General features: G+C 67.1%; 14 protein-coding genes. 10 read left to right on the forward strand and 4 right to left on the reverse strand.

What is annotated here, in order from left to right:
- Position 1: 1 nt before the first annotated feature.
- The 3 genes from nirB to GBA63_RS04630 are packed head-to-tail and all read left to right on the forward strand — an operon-like array spanning position 2 to position 3,803.
- On the forward strand, positions 2-2,392 hold the full coding sequence (gene nirB / locus GBA63_RS04620) for a nitrite reductase large subunit NirB (RefSeq protein WP_166173893.1): 2,391 nt from the start codon (positions 2-4) through the stop codon (positions 2,390-2,392).
- Complete coding sequence (locus GBA63_RS04625; protein WP_166173895.1) at positions 2,389-2,745, forward strand: Rieske 2Fe-2S domain-containing protein; 357 nt, start codon at positions 2,389-2,391, stop codon at positions 2,743-2,745. Before nirB ends, GBA63_RS04625 begins: the two co-directional genes overlap by 4 nt.
- On the forward strand, positions 2,742-3,803 hold the full coding sequence (locus GBA63_RS04630; RefSeq protein ID WP_166173897.1) for an anthranilate phosphoribosyltransferase: 1,062 nt from the start codon (positions 2,742-2,744) through the stop codon (positions 3,801-3,803). Before GBA63_RS04625 ends, GBA63_RS04630 begins: the two co-directional genes overlap by 4 nt.
- Positions 3,804-3,828: 25 nt before the next feature.
- Here GBA63_RS04630 and GBA63_RS04635 read toward each other — a convergent pair whose 3' ends face one another.
- Positions 3,829-4,152, reverse strand: coding sequence for a hypothetical protein (locus GBA63_RS04635; protein WP_166173899.1), 324 nt, complete (start codon positions 4,150-4,152; stop codon positions 3,829-3,831).
- A 121-nt stretch (positions 4,153-4,273) separates the two neighbouring features.
- Between GBA63_RS04635 and GBA63_RS04640 the strand changes: the two genes are divergently transcribed.
- Together GBA63_RS04640 and GBA63_RS04645 are read left to right on the forward strand one after the other, a co-directional pair.
- A complete protein-coding gene (locus tag GBA63_RS04640) occupies positions 4,274-4,984 on the forward strand; it encodes a phosphotransferase (protein WP_166173901.1) in 711 nt (236 codons plus the stop codon).
- 186 nt (positions 4,985-5,170) lie between these two features.
- Positions 5,171-5,539, forward strand: coding sequence for a hypothetical protein (locus GBA63_RS04645; RefSeq protein WP_166173903.1), 369 nt, complete (start codon positions 5,171-5,173; stop codon positions 5,537-5,539).
- Between the two features lie 133 nt (positions 5,540-5,672).
- On the opposite strand, the gene phaC is transcribed toward GBA63_RS04645, so the two are convergent.
- Positions 5,673-6,773: a class III poly(R)-hydroxyalkanoic acid synthase subunit PhaC gene (gene phaC, locus GBA63_RS04650; protein ID WP_166173905.1), complete on the reverse strand. Its 1,101-nt coding sequence runs from the start codon at positions 6,771-6,773 to the stop codon at positions 5,673-5,675.
- Positions 6,774-7,808, reverse strand: coding sequence for an E3 binding domain-containing protein (locus GBA63_RS04655; protein ID WP_207957075.1), 1,035 nt, complete (start codon positions 7,806-7,808; stop codon positions 6,774-6,776).
- A 386-nt stretch (positions 7,809-8,194) separates the two neighbouring features.
- Between GBA63_RS04655 and GBA63_RS04660 the strand changes: the two genes are divergently transcribed.
- The 5 genes from GBA63_RS04660 (at position 8,195) to GBA63_RS04680 (ending at position 13,685) form a co-directional block, all read left to right on the forward strand.
- Positions 8,195-9,442 carry a hydroxyacid-oxoacid transhydrogenase gene (locus GBA63_RS04660; protein ID WP_166179816.1) on the forward strand — a complete coding sequence of 416 codons (1,248 nt, stop codon included), beginning with the start codon at positions 8,195-8,197 and terminating at the stop codon, positions 9,440-9,442.
- Between the two features lie 176 nt (positions 9,443-9,618).
- Positions 9,619-10,407: an AttM family quorum-quenching N-acyl homoserine lactonase gene (gene attM / locus GBA63_RS04665; protein WP_166173907.1), complete on the forward strand. Its 789-nt coding sequence runs from the start codon at positions 9,619-9,621 to the stop codon at positions 10,405-10,407.
- Positions 10,368-11,393, forward strand: coding sequence for a 3-hydroxyacyl-CoA dehydrogenase family protein (locus tag GBA63_RS04670; protein ID WP_166173909.1), 1,026 nt, complete (start codon positions 10,368-10,370; stop codon positions 11,391-11,393). Before attM ends, GBA63_RS04670 begins: the two co-directional genes overlap by 40 nt.
- Positions 11,390-12,403 carry a ketopantoate reductase family protein gene (locus tag GBA63_RS04675; RefSeq protein WP_166173911.1) on the forward strand — a complete coding sequence of 338 codons (1,014 nt, stop codon included), beginning with the start codon at positions 11,390-11,392 and terminating at the stop codon, positions 12,401-12,403. The genes GBA63_RS04670 and GBA63_RS04675 overlap by 4 nt, the downstream gene beginning before the upstream one ends.
- 187 nt (positions 12,404-12,590) lie before the next feature.
- Entirely contained in the window at positions 12,591-13,685 is a 1,095-nt protein-coding gene (locus tag GBA63_RS04680) for a hypothetical protein (protein WP_207957076.1), read from the forward strand.
- On the opposite strand, the gene GBA63_RS04685 is transcribed toward GBA63_RS04680, so the two are convergent.
- A complete protein-coding gene (locus GBA63_RS04685; protein WP_207957077.1) occupies positions 13,668-14,597 on the reverse strand; it encodes a BKACE family enzyme in 930 nt (309 codons plus the stop codon). The genes GBA63_RS04680 and GBA63_RS04685 overlap by 18 nt on opposite strands.
- Positions 14,598-14,629: the final 32 nt, after the last annotated feature.

Genomic DNA, 14,629 nt, shown 5'->3' on the forward strand with positions numbered 1-14,629 from the left:
TTTGACGCAGAAGCTCAAAGTAGTCGTGGTTGGCAACGGCAACGCGGGGGCCGCGCTGGTGGACAGCCTGCTCGCGAAGGACGCCGGGGGAGTGGAGATTACGCTCTACGGCGACGAGGAGGTCGGCACTTACGACAGGGTGAGGCTCTCCGAGTTCATGGCGGGCACGGTGAACCTGGACGACCTGGGGATGCGCCCGGACGACTGGTACGAGGAGCAGAACGTCAGCTTCCGCCGCGGCGTCCGCGTCGAGGAACTGAACACGAAAGAGCGAAAGGTCCGCGGCACCGACGGCGAGTGGGTGGACTACGACCGCCTGGTCTTCGCCACCGGCTCCTCCTCCGCCGTGCCCGAGATCCCCGGCAACGACAAGAAGGGCGTCTTCGTCTTTCGGACCGTGCGCGACGTCGAGGAGATGCTAGAAGCCGCGCCCGAGAAGGCGGTGGTCATCGGGGGAGGGTTGCTCGGTCTCGAGGCGGCCTACGGGCTGACGACGCACGGTTCCGAGGTAACAGTCCTTCACCGTTCGCCGCACCTTATGAACCAGCAGTTAGATCCCGCCGCCGGGAGGATGCTCGGGCGCGAGATCGGCAAGATCGGGATCAAATTCCGCACCAACGCCCAGACCGAGGAGATCCGGGGCAACGGCCGCGTCCAGGGCGTGAAACTGGGGAGCGGAGAGTACCTGCCGACCGAGATGGTCGTCCTCTGCACCGGCATCCGCCCGAACACGCAACCGGCCGGACGCGCCGGAATCCGCGTGAACAGCGGCATCCTCGTCAACGAACACATGGAGACGAGCGCCGAGAACGTCTACGCCGTGGGCGAGTGCACCGAGTTCCGCGGCCAGCTCGTTGGCCTCGTCGCCCCTGCGCTGGAGCAGGTAAGGGTCGTCGTGGACACGATCCTCGGGGAAAGGAAGCGGGTTTACGCCGGTTCGGGCGCCGCGGCGACGCTCAAGGTGGCCGGCGTCGACCTCGTTTCGGCGGGCGACGCCTACGGCCACGACGAGGAGTGCGAGGCGCTCGTCTCCTCCAACCCGCTCGACGGCGTGTACCGCAAGGCCGTCGTAAGGGACGGGAGGGTGGTCGGCGCGATCCTGCTCGGCGACGCCAGCGTGGGGCCGCAGCTAACCGAGGCGGTCAAGCGCGCGATGCCGGCCGAGGAGATCGCGGGCCTCGTAACCGGCACCGTCGACGCCGCCGCAGCACCCCTGGAACTCTCCGACGGGGCGCAGGTCTGCGACTGCAACGGCGTGAGCAAGGGCCAGATAGTGGCGACCATAGAAGACCTGAAGCTCAAGAAGGTCTCCGAAGTCGTCGCCCAGACGAAGGCGGGCAACTCGTGCGGGGGCTGCAAGCCGCTCGTGAAGCAGATCCTTGAGCAGTCGGCCGGCGAGGTCGAGGAGGACAAGAACTTCCTCTGCAAGTGCATGCAGCTCATGGCCGACGACGTGCGGGGCATCGTGGCGGAGCGTGGCCTCAAGAGCGTCTCGGAGGTGGGGGAGGCGTGTGGCGCGGGCAAGGTCTGCCCCGACTGCAAGCCGGCGCTTACGTACCTGGTCGCCACCGCCAACTTCAGCGGCCACGAGGAGGAGCGGCACGCCAGGACCATCAACGACCGGGTACACGCCAACATCCAGAACGACGGCTCTTTCTCCATAGTGCCGAGGAGCTACGGCGGGGTTACGAGCCCCGAGCAGCTCCGCAAGGTCGCCGACGTCGCGGAGAAGTACAACGCCCGCATGGTCAAGATCACGGGTTCCCAAAGGTTGGACATCCTTGGCGTGAAGAAAGAGGACCTGCCTAAAGCCTGGGCCGACCTGGACATGCCTTCGGGGTTCGCATACACGAAGGCTTTTCGTCAGGTCAAGAGCTGCGTCGGGACGGAGTTCTGCCGCTACGGGGTGGGGGACTCGACGAAGCTCGCGATAGACATGGAGAAGGAGTTCGAGAACCTCTACACCCCGGCGAAGGTCAAGATGGGCTGCTCGGGCTGCCCGCGCAACTGCGCCGAGGCGAGCGTCAAGGACATCGGGGCCATCGCTATAGAGGGAGGGTGGCAGATCTACGTCGGCGGAGCCGCCGGTATGGAGGTGAGGAAGGGGGACGTCATAGCGACGGTCGAGACGGAACAGCGGGCAAAGGACGTGATGATGGCTTTCATGCAGTTTTATAGAGAGAACGGCAACCCCAAGGAGCGCACCTACGACTTCGTCCCGAGGATCGGCCTCGAAGAGATACAGAAGCGCGTCCTGGACGAGGACTCGGGCGAACCCGGGCGGTTGCGGGGGCGGTTGCGGAAGGAGAAGGCGGCGACGAGCGACCCGTGGCTGGAGCGTCAGGCGCCGATGACGAAGACGCAGTTCGTCGGGGAGATCGGGCGCGTATGAGCCGCTGGGTAGAGGTCTGCGCCGCCGACGACGTCCCCCGTTTGGAAGGTCGCCGCGTGGTCGTGGCCGGCTTCCACATAGCCGTCTTCCACACCGAGCAGGGCTTCTTCGCCGTGGGCGACGTCTGCCCGCACATGGGCGGCCCCCTATCCGACGGCGACGTGGCCGCGACCACCGTCTCGTGCCCCTTGCACGCCCGAAAGATCGAGCTGAAGAGTGGATGCGTCGGGAACGACGACCTCTCCCGCGTGCTCACGTTGCCGGCGACGGTCAGGGACGGCAAGGTCATCCTGGACGTCGAATCCCTGCCTCCCCTCGAAGAGCCGGCCGAGGACGACGAGGCCGTCGCGTGACGCCCGGCGAAGGGTTCCGCGAGATCCTGAAGGCCCGCGCCCGCGGTCCCGAGCGCCTGGGGCCGCTCGACCCGGAACTCTGCGGGCGGGCGATGGAGCTCATCCTCTCCGGCGGCGCCACGCCGGCACAGGTCGGGGGCTTCCTCCTCGTCGGCCGGGCCGCCGGCGACGGGCCGGCGGAGATGGCAGGCTACGCTAGGGCAGTGCGGTCTTTCGTCAGGGAGATCGAGGCGCCGGATGACCGGCCTGTCGTTACCGTAACCGGCGGCTTCGACGGCAAGCTGCGCACCCTGAACGTCGGGGCCGCCGCCTCGCTGGTCGCCGCTGCCGCAGGAGCGCGTGTCGTGATGACCGGCTGCGAAGGCACGCCCCCGAAGGAAGGCCGCACGGTCTTCGATGCGCTCCGGGGCCTCGGTGTTTGTCCGTCCCTCTCGCTCCGCGAGGCCGAGGACTCGCTGCTGGAGCACGGTTTCGCGGCGGTCGGCACGGAGCACTACCTGCCCGAGCTACACGCCTTGCTGGGGCTCAGGTGGGAGATGGCGCGCCGGACGGTCCTGAACGTTGTCGAGAAGCTCGTCTCGCCCGTTCCCGGTTCGCGCATGATGGTTGGTATGACGCACAGGCCGTTCCTGAGGTCCGTGCCGGAGGCCCTGATCCGTCTCGGCGTGGAGCGGGCCCTCGTCTTCCAGGCCATCGAAGGCTCCGACGAGGCACCGCTCGACGGCGACTCCTCGATGGTCCGCGTGTCGAACGGAGAGACGGAAGAGTTACGCGTAGCACCCGAATCTGTCGGGCTGCCCAGGACGACGCGGGCGCGGATCCCCTGGACAGACCCTGAAGACGAAAAGCGAGGGGTGCTCGCCGCGCTGGAGTGTGAAGATGGCCCGGTGAGGAGCCTGATCCTCTACAACGCCGCCCTGCGGCTCTGGATGGCCGACGAGGCCGGATCCGTCGCGGCGGGCGTGGAGTCGGCCGAAGAAGCCGTCCGCTCCGGCGCCGCCCTCGGGCTGCTGGACGCTCTTCGCCAGCCCGCGGTCGTCCCAGCGCTCGACTCCTGACGTCCAGGGCCGCAGCCCTCCGAATTTACTGGTCCTTCGGGCGCTGGACCTCTTCGCAGACCACGTAGTGGACGCGGTCGGCTGGGATGAGCCACACGCGGCTGGCCTGGGAAGAGATCCGCAACGGGCGGTTCTGTTGCAGGCTCTCGCCTATCTCCGAGAGGGCGCCTTCGGCCTCTTCCTGGCTCTCGTAGACGCCGTAGCGCATCCTGGGCAGGGTGTAGCCGACGTTGGCGCCCGTGGCGGCGCCTGGGGCCTCGTCGCGGCCGGCGGCGGCCCACTCCTCTTCCCTGTCCTGCTGCGGATGCTTGCCCGGGTCCACCAACCAGACCATCACGCTGTACGTCACGCCGTGCTCCCTTCTGCGTCGTTCTATCGAGGGAAATGTATACTCACGACGTCCCGGATCATGTGTGCGGGCAGACAGAAGCGCCCGCAACCTATGTCAGGTCGAAGCACGAGCGGCTACCATGACGCGCATGGACGCGGACGACGAGATTCCTCTGACGGGCGGACGTCAGACCTCCGGTATCGTCCGTGTGGGTGATACCGTGCGGCGTCCGATGGGACCGCGCTCGCCTTTCGTTCACGAGCTGCTGCGTTACCTGGAGACCGTCGGGTTCGGCGCCGCGCCGCGGGTGCTCGGCGTGGACGGGAGGGGGCGCGAGATCCTGACGTTCGTCGAGGGCCGGGTGTTCCACGAGTACGGCGAATACCGGCTCTCGGATGCGCAGTTGGCGAACGCCGCCGCGTTGATCCGGCGCTTCCACGACGCGACCGAAGGATCCAGACTGGCCGCCGGCGCCGAGATCGTGGCGCACAACGAACTCGGTCCCCACAACGCGGTCTTTATCGGCGATGAGCCCGTCTCCTTCATCGACTGGGACGACGCGGCCCCCGGTACGCGCCTCTTCGACTTCGCCAACGCCGTCTGGAGCTTCGCCGACGTGGGCGAGGGCGGCGGCCCCGTCGAGGAGCAGGCGCGGCGCGTCCGGCTGATGTGCGACGCCTACGGCTGGGACGATCCGCGCGAGGTCGTGGACGAGATACATGCCGACCTGCGCAGGGCCCTCGTCAACCACGAACAGGCCGGGCGTCGGGGACCGGCGCGCGTCTTCCGGGAGATGGTGCGTTGGATTTCCGCCCACGCCGAAGAACTCAAAGCTAACGCAAACATCTGACCATCAGTAGCTCGGTTAATCGCGCAAGGCGCATTCGAGGCAGCAAGAGGCAACAGTCTTCGACCTCCAAAGTCATCGATTAGTCCCAACGCGACGAAGCCCTACCAGCGGATGGGGAACACCAGGATCGCTATACTTCCGGGCGCCCGCTGAAGTTCCAGGAGCGGCGCTACGGAAGGGGATGCGATGGGCAGAACGGTCCTGGTAACTATAGTGTTGGTACTCACATTAGTTGATCCGGCGCCTGCAGATCCGGGGCACGACGTTCCCGATTTCGGCAGCGCTGTTCCCGTACCCTCCAACTCCGACTACCAGATCACCGCCGACGGCCACCTCATCTACGAGGGCGACACGGTGATCGGCTGCGAGGATGTACGGCCCGACTTCGTCGCTCCCCGGGAGCTCTACCAAGAGCAGGCCGAGATCTGCGCGCAGGCGGGGTTCCCGCCAGGAAAGGCGCTTCCAGACACGGGTGGTCCCCCGCTCCTCCTGGCGCCGCCCGCCCTGCTCCTTCTGGCCGCCGGGTTACTGGTCCGCGCGGCCGTCGCTCATTGAGCCTCTTCTCGACCTGAGCCCGCCACCGAAACGACTCTCGGGACGAAGGGAAGGGCGAGGCTGCGAAAGCCCCGCCCTTCTCCTACAAGCCGGTCAGCGACGCAAAGAAGCTGACCGCTGAAAGCTGAAAGCTCTAAGCGCCGGACCTTTCTCCGAGCCAGGAGCTAACCTTCGGCCAGAGGCCCCTCTTGGCGCCGCGGCCGGTCATGAGGCCGACGTGGCCGGCGTCCAGCGGGAAGAACTCCTTGTCCTCGCTGCCCACGAGGTTCATGGTCGCCTCGGCCTGCGGGAGGGCGCAGATGTGGTCCTTGGTGCCCGCGATGTTGAGGAGCGGGACCTTTATGTTGGAGAGGTCGACGCGGCGACCGCGGAGGACTATCTCGCCCTTGGAGAGCTTGTTCTGCTGGTAGAACTCGCTTATCCACTGCCTGAAGGTGGCGCCGGGGAACGGCGGGCCGTCGTTTACCCACTTGTTCATGGCGAGCCAGGTCTCCATCGGCTTGTCCTCGAAGAGGCGCTCCCACATGTTGACGTAGGTGCCGACGTAGTTTGTGACGGGCTTGAGCATCCTGTTGCCCGTGTCGATCAGGTCGCCGGGTATGTTCCCGAAGGCATCCGCCAGAAGCCCGGGGTTCATGTACTTCTCGCTCGTGAAGAGGCTGTAGAGCCCCATCTCGCCCTCCGGGAAGTCTATGGGGGCGGTGAGGAGCACGAGGTTCTTGAGGTGCTCCGGGTAGAGCGAGGCGTACATCGCGCTCATGGTGCCGCCCATGCAGTAGCCGAGCAGCGTGAACTCGTCGGAACCGGAGTGCTTGAGGACCTTCTTGACGGCCCTCGGCAGGTAGTCGAGGACGTAGTTCTCGAAGTCGAGGTCCTTGTCCTCGTCGCCGGGGACGCCCCAATCGAGCATGTAGACGTCGAAGCCCTCGTCGCACAGGAACTCTATGAAGCTGTTGCCCGGCATGAGGTCCAGGATGTAGGGGCGGTTGATGAGGGCGTAAACCATCAGGATCGGGACCGGGTGCTTCTTCTCCGCGGCCGGGGCGTAGTGGTAGAGCCTGGCCTTGTTCTTGGTCCAGATGGTCTCCTTGGGCGTCTGGCCGGTGTCGGCCTGGGCGCCCTCGACCACGATCCTCATCCCGCGGCTGTACTTGTCGAAAAAGTTCTCGACGTCGGCCGGGACCGTCGCGTCCTGCGACGTCGGCTGCGCGCCGTAGTTGGCGGTCTCCGTCATCTAGCTGTCTCCCTTCTTGCGCACGTCCTCGACGGTGACCTGGCCGTCGGTCCCCGTGCCTTCTACGCTGGCGAGGTCCACGCCCAACTCCCGCGCCTTGCGCCTGGCCGCGTCCGTCGCCTTGACCTCCGCGGTCGCGGAGCCGTTGGCCTGAACATTTTGCGCCTGGGCCTGCGCCGCGCCGTTCTGGTTCTCCAGCGCCGCGAGCAGCTTGTCGAGCTTGCCCTCTACCCGGTCTAGCCGCCCGCCCAGCGTCTGCACGGATTCGGCGGTCGCGGCCTGCTCCCCGGCCTGCGTGATCCGCTTCAGGGCGCTCTCCAGGCCGCCGATCCGACCCTCCAACGCTTCGATAGAATCAGCTGTGGCCGGCTTGGCGGGGGTATACTCGAAGTCTTCGAGGACCTCCTCGATCCTGTCGACCTTGTCCTCCAGGTTGATGACGAGCCCTGCCACCCGCGAGATGTCAGACCGGACCGGCAACTGCAGGCTCTTCAGGTACTCCTCTGAGTTGCGCTTGAAGACCTTGTAGAAGCCCGCGTAGCTCTGGAGGAACTGGCTGGAAGGCTCCAGAAACTCCTCGCGCTCGATGACGTCCCCGAGAAAGTCCGAGAAGGGACCGCTCGTGGCGTTGTACCACCGGGTCGCGAACTGGAGGGGGTCAGCCGGCAGGCTCCCGCCGGCGAGCAGGTTGTCCCGCGCCTCTTCGAGCATCTGCGTCCAGCGGGGCAAAAGGTCGAGGGCGTTCTGGCCGAGCTCGGCGCCCTTCTGCCAGGTCGCAGTCGAGGCTTCCTGCCACCGCTGCATCATGTCCTGCATTCCTGGGTTGCCCTCCACGGCCTGGGGCGCCGCCCCGATCATGCGCTCCTGCATCTCTCGCGCGCCGTCGAACCACCGCCGGTAGAACTCGGCCGGGTTGCCGTAGCCACCCTGGGCCCCACGCGCCGCGTCAGACCACAGCCTCGTGCTCGTCTCGTACCACTGCCGCCACAGATCCGTGGGGTCCATGACCGACCGGGATCCTCGCTCCTCCGTCAACCGAAAAACCTCCCTCGCATACGCTACTTAGTCTGCTTTCGGCCGGAATTATACTGCAAAAAGAAACTTATGTGTTAATGGCATATACCGTTGGGAGCAGTCAGCTATCAGCTGTCAGCTTTCAGCCGGTCGTTGGCAGACGGTACGTTTCTGGCGGTTCGTCTCTCTACTGCCGTACGCTACCGGGCAGCGGTTTACGCTCCGGTGGCGGTACTACCAACAAAAAGCTGACAGCTGATAGCTGACAGCTGAAAGCGCGGGTTTCTGAACGGCGCCCCGCCCCCGTTGCCGCTGGGGCGGGGCGCCGTTATATTGCCCGGACAGGGGAAGAGGCCACGGGGGAAGGGGATCGCGTGAGCGCTGGCGGAAACGAGACCATCTTTACCATGGAGGCGACGCCCATCAAGTACGGGCGGGGGGCCGCCGAGGAGGTCGGCTGGGAAGTCAGACGGCTCCGGATGAACCGCGTCATGCTCGTCTCCGACCCGGGGGTGATAGAGGCCGGGATCACCGGCCGCATCGTCGAGCTGATCGAGGCCGAAGGCGTCGAGGTCGAGGTCTGGGACCGCTCGCGCGTCGAGCCCACGGCCGACTCGTTGCAGGCCGCCGCCGACTTCGCCAGGGACGGCGAATTCGACGGGTTCGTCGCCGTCGGGGGTGGGACGAGCATAGACACCGCGAAGGTTTCGGACCTCATCGCGACGCACGGCGGTGAGATCATGGACTACGTAAACGCCCCGGTCGGCGACGGCAAGAAGCCCCCGTCCCCCCTGAAACCGCTCCTGGCCGTGCCCACGACGGCCGGCACCGGGGCCGAGGCGACGACGGTGGCCATCCTGGACATCCCGGAGCAGAAGGTAAAGACCGGAATCTCCCACCAGTACCTCCGCCCAGACCGCGGCCTCGTGGACCCGCTCCTGACGATGTCGATGCCCCCCGAGGTAACGTCCTCTTGCGGCCTCGACGTGGTCTGCCACGCGGCCGAGTCGTACCTCTCCAAGCCCTACGACGCCAGGCCCAAGCCCGACAGCCCCGACGACCGACCGCCCTACCAGGGGGCAAACCCCATTGCGGACATGTGGAGCGGCAAGGCCCTGGAGTTCGGCGGCAAGTACCTGAGGCGGGCCGTAAAGGACGGCGGGGATGTCGAGGCCCGGGGCGCGATGATGCTGGGGGCCTCACTGGCCGGCGTCGGCTTCGGGTCGGCGGGCGTCCACATCCCGCACGCCTGCGCCTACCCGATAGCGGGCCTCAAGCACGAGTGGCAGCCGCCCGGTTACCCCGACGACCACCCCTTCGTCCCGCACGGCTGGTCCGTCATAGTCACGGCGCCCGCCGCCTTCCGCTTCACCTACGACGCCATGCCCGAACGGCACGACGAGGTGGCGGAGCTGCTGGCGGGGGAGAAGATCGAGAAGCCCGACGAAAACACGCTACCCGAGATCCTGATAAGCCTCATGAAAGACATAGGCGCCCCGAGCGGCGTCCGAGAGCTCGGCTACACCGAAGACGACATAGACGCCCTCGTTGAAGGCGCCATGAAGCAGCAACGCCTCCTCGTCGGCTCCCCGAAAGACGTGACGGAAGAAGACCTCGCGAACATCCTGCGCGAGTCGATGGAGAATTGGCGATAGAGCTGTCAGCCATTAGCTGTCAGCTTTCAGCCAGTCGACGGAAGGCGGGGCGTTGTTCAGCCCACGAGACGCTAGCAGCCTGCGGGGAGTCAGGGCGACGCGAAGGAGTGACGCCGGAGGGAAAAGCTGACCGCTGAAAGCTGACAGCTGATAGCGTTCGACCGAAGGGAGAACCAATGGACGACTTGCGACTTTACTTTTTCGAGTGCGGCAGCTTGAAGACTCAGGTCCAGTTCATCAAGATGAACCAGGGGCTCGGGGACCCGTATGAGATCCCGGTTCCTTTCTTCCTCATCACGCATCCGCGCGGGAACGTCCTCTACGACGGCGGAAACGCTCTCGAGGTGGCGCAGGATGCCAGGGGGCACTGGGACGCCGTCGTCGACGCGTACGACCCGGTGATGACCGAGGACGACTTCGTGGTCAACCAGCTTCAGCGGATGGACGTGGACCCGGCTTCGGTGCGGTACGTGATCCAATCTCACTTGCACCTCGACCACTCGGGCGCCATCGGGCACTTCCCGAACGCGGAGTACGTGGTGCAGCGGCGGGAGCTAGAGTACGCCTACACGCCCGACTGGTTTCAGAAACCCGCCTACATCCGCAAGGACTTCGACAGGGACGTGAGGTGGCTGTACCTGGACGGCGAGCACGACGATGGGTACGACCTCTTCGGGGACGGGACCATAAAGATGCTGTTTACACCGGGTCATGCGCCCGGACACCAGTCCGTTTTGGTGGATCTGCCGGGCGAGGGGCCGATGATGTTGACGGCGGACGCGTGTTACACGATGGACCACTACAAAGAGGCGGCGCTGCCCGGTCTGATCCACTCCGCCGCGGACGTCGCGAACTCTACCCGCAAAGTCCGCCGCATCGTCGAGGGCCACGGCGCGACCCTCGTCACGGGCCACGACCCGGAGGAGTGGCCGAAGTTCAAGAAGGCCCCGGACTTCTACGCCTGATGCACACCGAGGCCAGGCGTCGGGAGTGGCCTCAGACCGCCGCCATCCTTGGCGCCGGCACGATGGGCCTCGGCGTCGCCGAGTGCTTCGCCGCCGCCGGCATGACGGTCAAGCTCGCGGACGCGACCCCCGAGCTCGCCCGCGAGGCGAGGGAGCGCCTGATCGCGCGGGCGCGGGGCCACTCGGAGGCCGGGCTTCTGCCCGAGGAGGCGGTCGGGCGCGTGAGGGGCGTCGCGGCGGCGGACGGCGTGGCTGAGGCCGTTGCCGGCGTCGACCTCGTCTTCGAGGCCGTGCCGGAGAGCGTCGGGCTGAAGGAGGAGGTGCTCGGCGTCTGCTCGGCCGGGGCCTCTACCGGGGCCGTCATCGTCTCGAACACTTCGTCGTTGCCGATGGACGAGCTGGCGCGGTTCGTTGAGGGGGCCGGGCGGTTCTGCGGGATGCACTGGTTCAACCCGCCCGAGTGGACGCCCGGCGTGGAGGTGATCCCGGCCGGGGAGACCGGGGCCGGGACCGTCGAAAGTCTCGTTGGTTTCCTCCGTTCCATCGGCAAGCGTCCCGCGGTCGTTGGAAGCGGGCCCGGTTTCGTCGCCAACCGCATCCAGAACGCCATGTTCCTGGAGGCCGTGCGCTGCGTGGAAGACGGCCTCGCCTCGCCCGAGGAGGTGGACGAGGTGGTGCGCAGTTGCTTCGGGTTCAGGTTGCCGTTCTTCGGGCCGTTTCAGATCGCGGACATGGCGGGCCTGGACGTCTACGCGAGCGTGCTCGGGGTGCTGCGGGACGGTTTGGGAGACAGGTTCGAGCCGCCGAAGATGTTGTTGGATCTGGTCGAGGAGGGGCGGACCGGCACCAAGGCCGGCGCAGGCTTTCTGGATTACACGGACGAGGAGCGGGGGCGGTTGCTCCTGGAGCGGGACCGCCGGTACGCGGCGCTGCTCGAGTTGCTTGGGCGGATGCCGCCCGTGGGGGCGGGGAAGGGGGAGGGATGATCGACGCGAGCGTCCTGGTCGTGGGCGCGGGGGCCATAGGCGGCGTCACCGCGGCGAAGCTCGTGGGGAAGATCGGGCGGGTCGCCGTGCTCGACGCGAACGCGGAGCACGTCGAAAAGATGCGGGACCCCGGCCTCGTCGTCGACGTGCTCGGCGAGGAGCGCCGGGTGGAGCTGGAGGCCCACGCCGACCCGGCCGATCTGGACGGCCCGTTCGACTTCGCCCTGGTGACGCTCAAGGCCCCGCACCTGGAGGAGGCGCTTACGCCGCTCGTGGAGCGACGCCTGGCCGGGACCTACGTCTCCCTGTGCAACGGGCTCGTGCAGGAGCGCATGGCCGGCATCGTCGGGCCGGACAACCTGATCTGGGGCACCGTCGAGTGGGGCTCCACGAACCTCGGGCCGGGCCGGCTGGCGCAGACCACCAGCGCCCCCTTCGTCGTCGGCGAGCCGGACGGCGAGACGCGGGACCGGACCCGCATGCTCGCGGAGGTCCTCGGCGCCGTCGAAAGCGTGCGCGTTACGGAGAACATCCGGGGCCAGGTCTGGACGAAGCTGCTCGTCAACAGCTCCTTCTCCGGCCTCGGCGCCGTCTCGGGCCTGCTGTACCGCGAAGTGGTAGGGGACCCCGACGGACGCGAGGTAGCGCTCGCCCTCTGGCGCGAGGGCTACGACGTCGGAACGGCGCAGGGCATCGCGCTCGATGAGGTCCTCGGTGTGGAAGCAGGGGCGCTGGTCCTACGCGGTCCCGGGGACAGGAAAAAAGTGGACGAGGCCCTCGAGGTCGCGATGGGATACGCCGGGGCCACGAAAGCTTCCATGCTCCAGGACCTCGAAAGAGGACTCAAAACGGAGGTCGACGTCATAAACGGCGCGGTCGTGGAGAAGGGCCGCGAGTACGGGGTGGAGACGCCCACCAACGCCCGCGTCGTAAGGTTGATGCACGCGATGGAGCGCGGGGATCGGCGTCCCGGACGCGAGGTGTTCGCCGAGTTGCTGCGCCCCGCCTGAAACGGACCGTCAAAGCCGACCTCGAAGGGCCGTGCCCGGGCCGGGTTGCGCGGCGGGCGGAGGTGTGAACGTATCACGCCGCCAGCGTGTACCGGAGAGGCAGCGCGTTTAGACTCTCTAACGTAGATGGTCCGGGTTTCACCCGAGAGGCGGCGTGCCGGACGGGTGCGGATTTCGAGGAGGGTACGTGAGACTTCGGTGGTTGCTGTCTGGAATCGGCGGTGTGGTTGCCCTTCTCGTGGCCTCGGCGGGAAGTGCCCAAGCGCACGAGAAGTGGTTCGTGGGCGAGCCGGGCGCGGGTTTGCGGTGGGACCTGTTCTTCCGGCCGCTCCCGCTGGCGCTCGTCGGGGCGGTCCTGCTGGCGACCCTCGCCGGCGGGCTTTTGTGGAGGGCGAGGGGCCGTCGCGGCTTCGTGCCGGGGCCCGCGGCCTTCGGGGCGACCGACGGGCGGCGGAGCCTCCTCTACGGGTTGGTGCCCCTGATCCTTGGCATCCACGTCGCGGTGCCGCTGCTGGTCAACGGGGTGCAGGGGACGCTCTTCTCCCCCGACAACGAGATGCCGGGCGTGTGGGCCAACTTTCTCGGCCTCGCCCAGACGGGCATCGCGCTCGCCCTGTTCTACGGCGGCCTGACGCGCATCGCGGCGGCGGCGCTCGGCCTCCTGTGGACCTGCGGCGTCTTTCTCGTAGGCCCGGAGGCGATGCTCGAGAACGTCATGTACCTCGGCTTCGCCGCCTTCTTCCTGCTGGCCGGGCGCGGTCCCCTGTCGGTCGACCGCCTGCTGTTCCCCCGCCTGGAGCCCGGGGCGGGCCTCTCGCGCCACGCCGTGCCCGTCGCGCGCGTCGGGGTGGGTTTGAGCCTCGTCTTCGTCGCGTTCACCGAGAAGTTCGCCAACGTGCCCCTGGGCCTGTCGTTTTTGGAGGAGTACCCGCTCAACTTCACGGGTGCCCTGAGTATACCCCTTTCGGACGAGACGTTCGTGCTTTGCGCGGGGGCCGTTGAGCTGCTCGTGGGGCTCTGGATCGCCCTCGGCATCTTCGTGCGCGAGGTCGTGATCGTGGCCTGGTTCCCGATCAACCTGACCCTGACGCTCTTCGCGTGGGAGGAGCTGATCGGGCACCTGCCCATCTACGGCCTGATGGCCGTGCTCCTCGTGTGGGGGAGCGGCTCGAAGGAAGTCCCCCTGTGGCTCTCCGGCCTGCGGGAGCGCCTGCTCCCGCAGGCCCCCGCGGAGGAGGATGGCGGACGACGGCCGGCCGCCGCTTCAGAACGCGACGGCTGAGCGCCCCTTCAGGCCAAAGACCCCGCGCGCTTCGTCGGGGGTGGCCGGCTCGCGGTCGAACATGGCCGCGAGGGCTACGGCTTTCTCGACGAGCTCGGCGTTCGTTTCGGCGCGCTTCTTGCGGCTGACGCGGAGGTTGTCTTCTAGGCCGACCCGGACGTGGCCGCCGAGCATGAGGCACATGGCGGCCAGGTGGTACTCGGCCGGGTAGCCGACGCCCGCAGCCGACCAGGTGAAGCCGTCCCCGAAGAGGTCCATCGCCGTGCGGCGCATGTGCATGAGCTGCTCGATGGTGGCCGCGTTCGCGCCCATCACACCGAGCACGAACTGGACGTGGACCGGGGTGTCCAAGAGTCCCCTGTCGATAAGGTACTTGATGTTGTAGAGGTGGCCCACGTCGTAGGCTTCGAGTTCGGGTTTGGCGCCGGATTCGCGGAACATGGCGCAGACTTTTTCCATGTCGGCGAAGGTGTTGCGGAAGATGTAGTCGCGGGTCCCTTCCAGGTAGTCCACCTCCCAGTCCTCGAAGTCCCCGGGGTTGCCCCGTTCCGCGATCGGGAAGAGGCCGAAGTTGAAGGAGCCCGTGTTGAAGGTCGCCATCTCGGGTTCGAGCTCGGGCAGGACGGCGGCGCGTTCTTCCAGCGACATCCCCTTGCCGCCGCCGGTGGTTGGCTGGACTATGACGTCGCACCGTTCCTTGATGCCGGAGACCACCTCGCGGAACAGGCCTATGTCCGAGCTCGGCTTGCCCGTCTCGGGTTCGCGGACGTGGAGGTGGACGATGGTGGCGCCGGCCTCGTGGGCGCCGACGGCCGACTCGATTATTTCGTCCGGCGTGATCGGGATCGCCGCGCTCTGCCCCGGCACCGTCATGCCGCCCGTGATCGCCGCGCTGATGATTACCTCTTCCACGCCGTTCTCCCTTCCCGGTCGGTTCCCCGAAC

The sequence above is a fragment of the Rubrobacter tropicus genome (assembly GCF_011492945.1).
GTDB lineage: Bacteria > Actinomycetota > Rubrobacteria > Rubrobacterales > Rubrobacteraceae > Rubrobacter_D > Rubrobacter_D tropicus.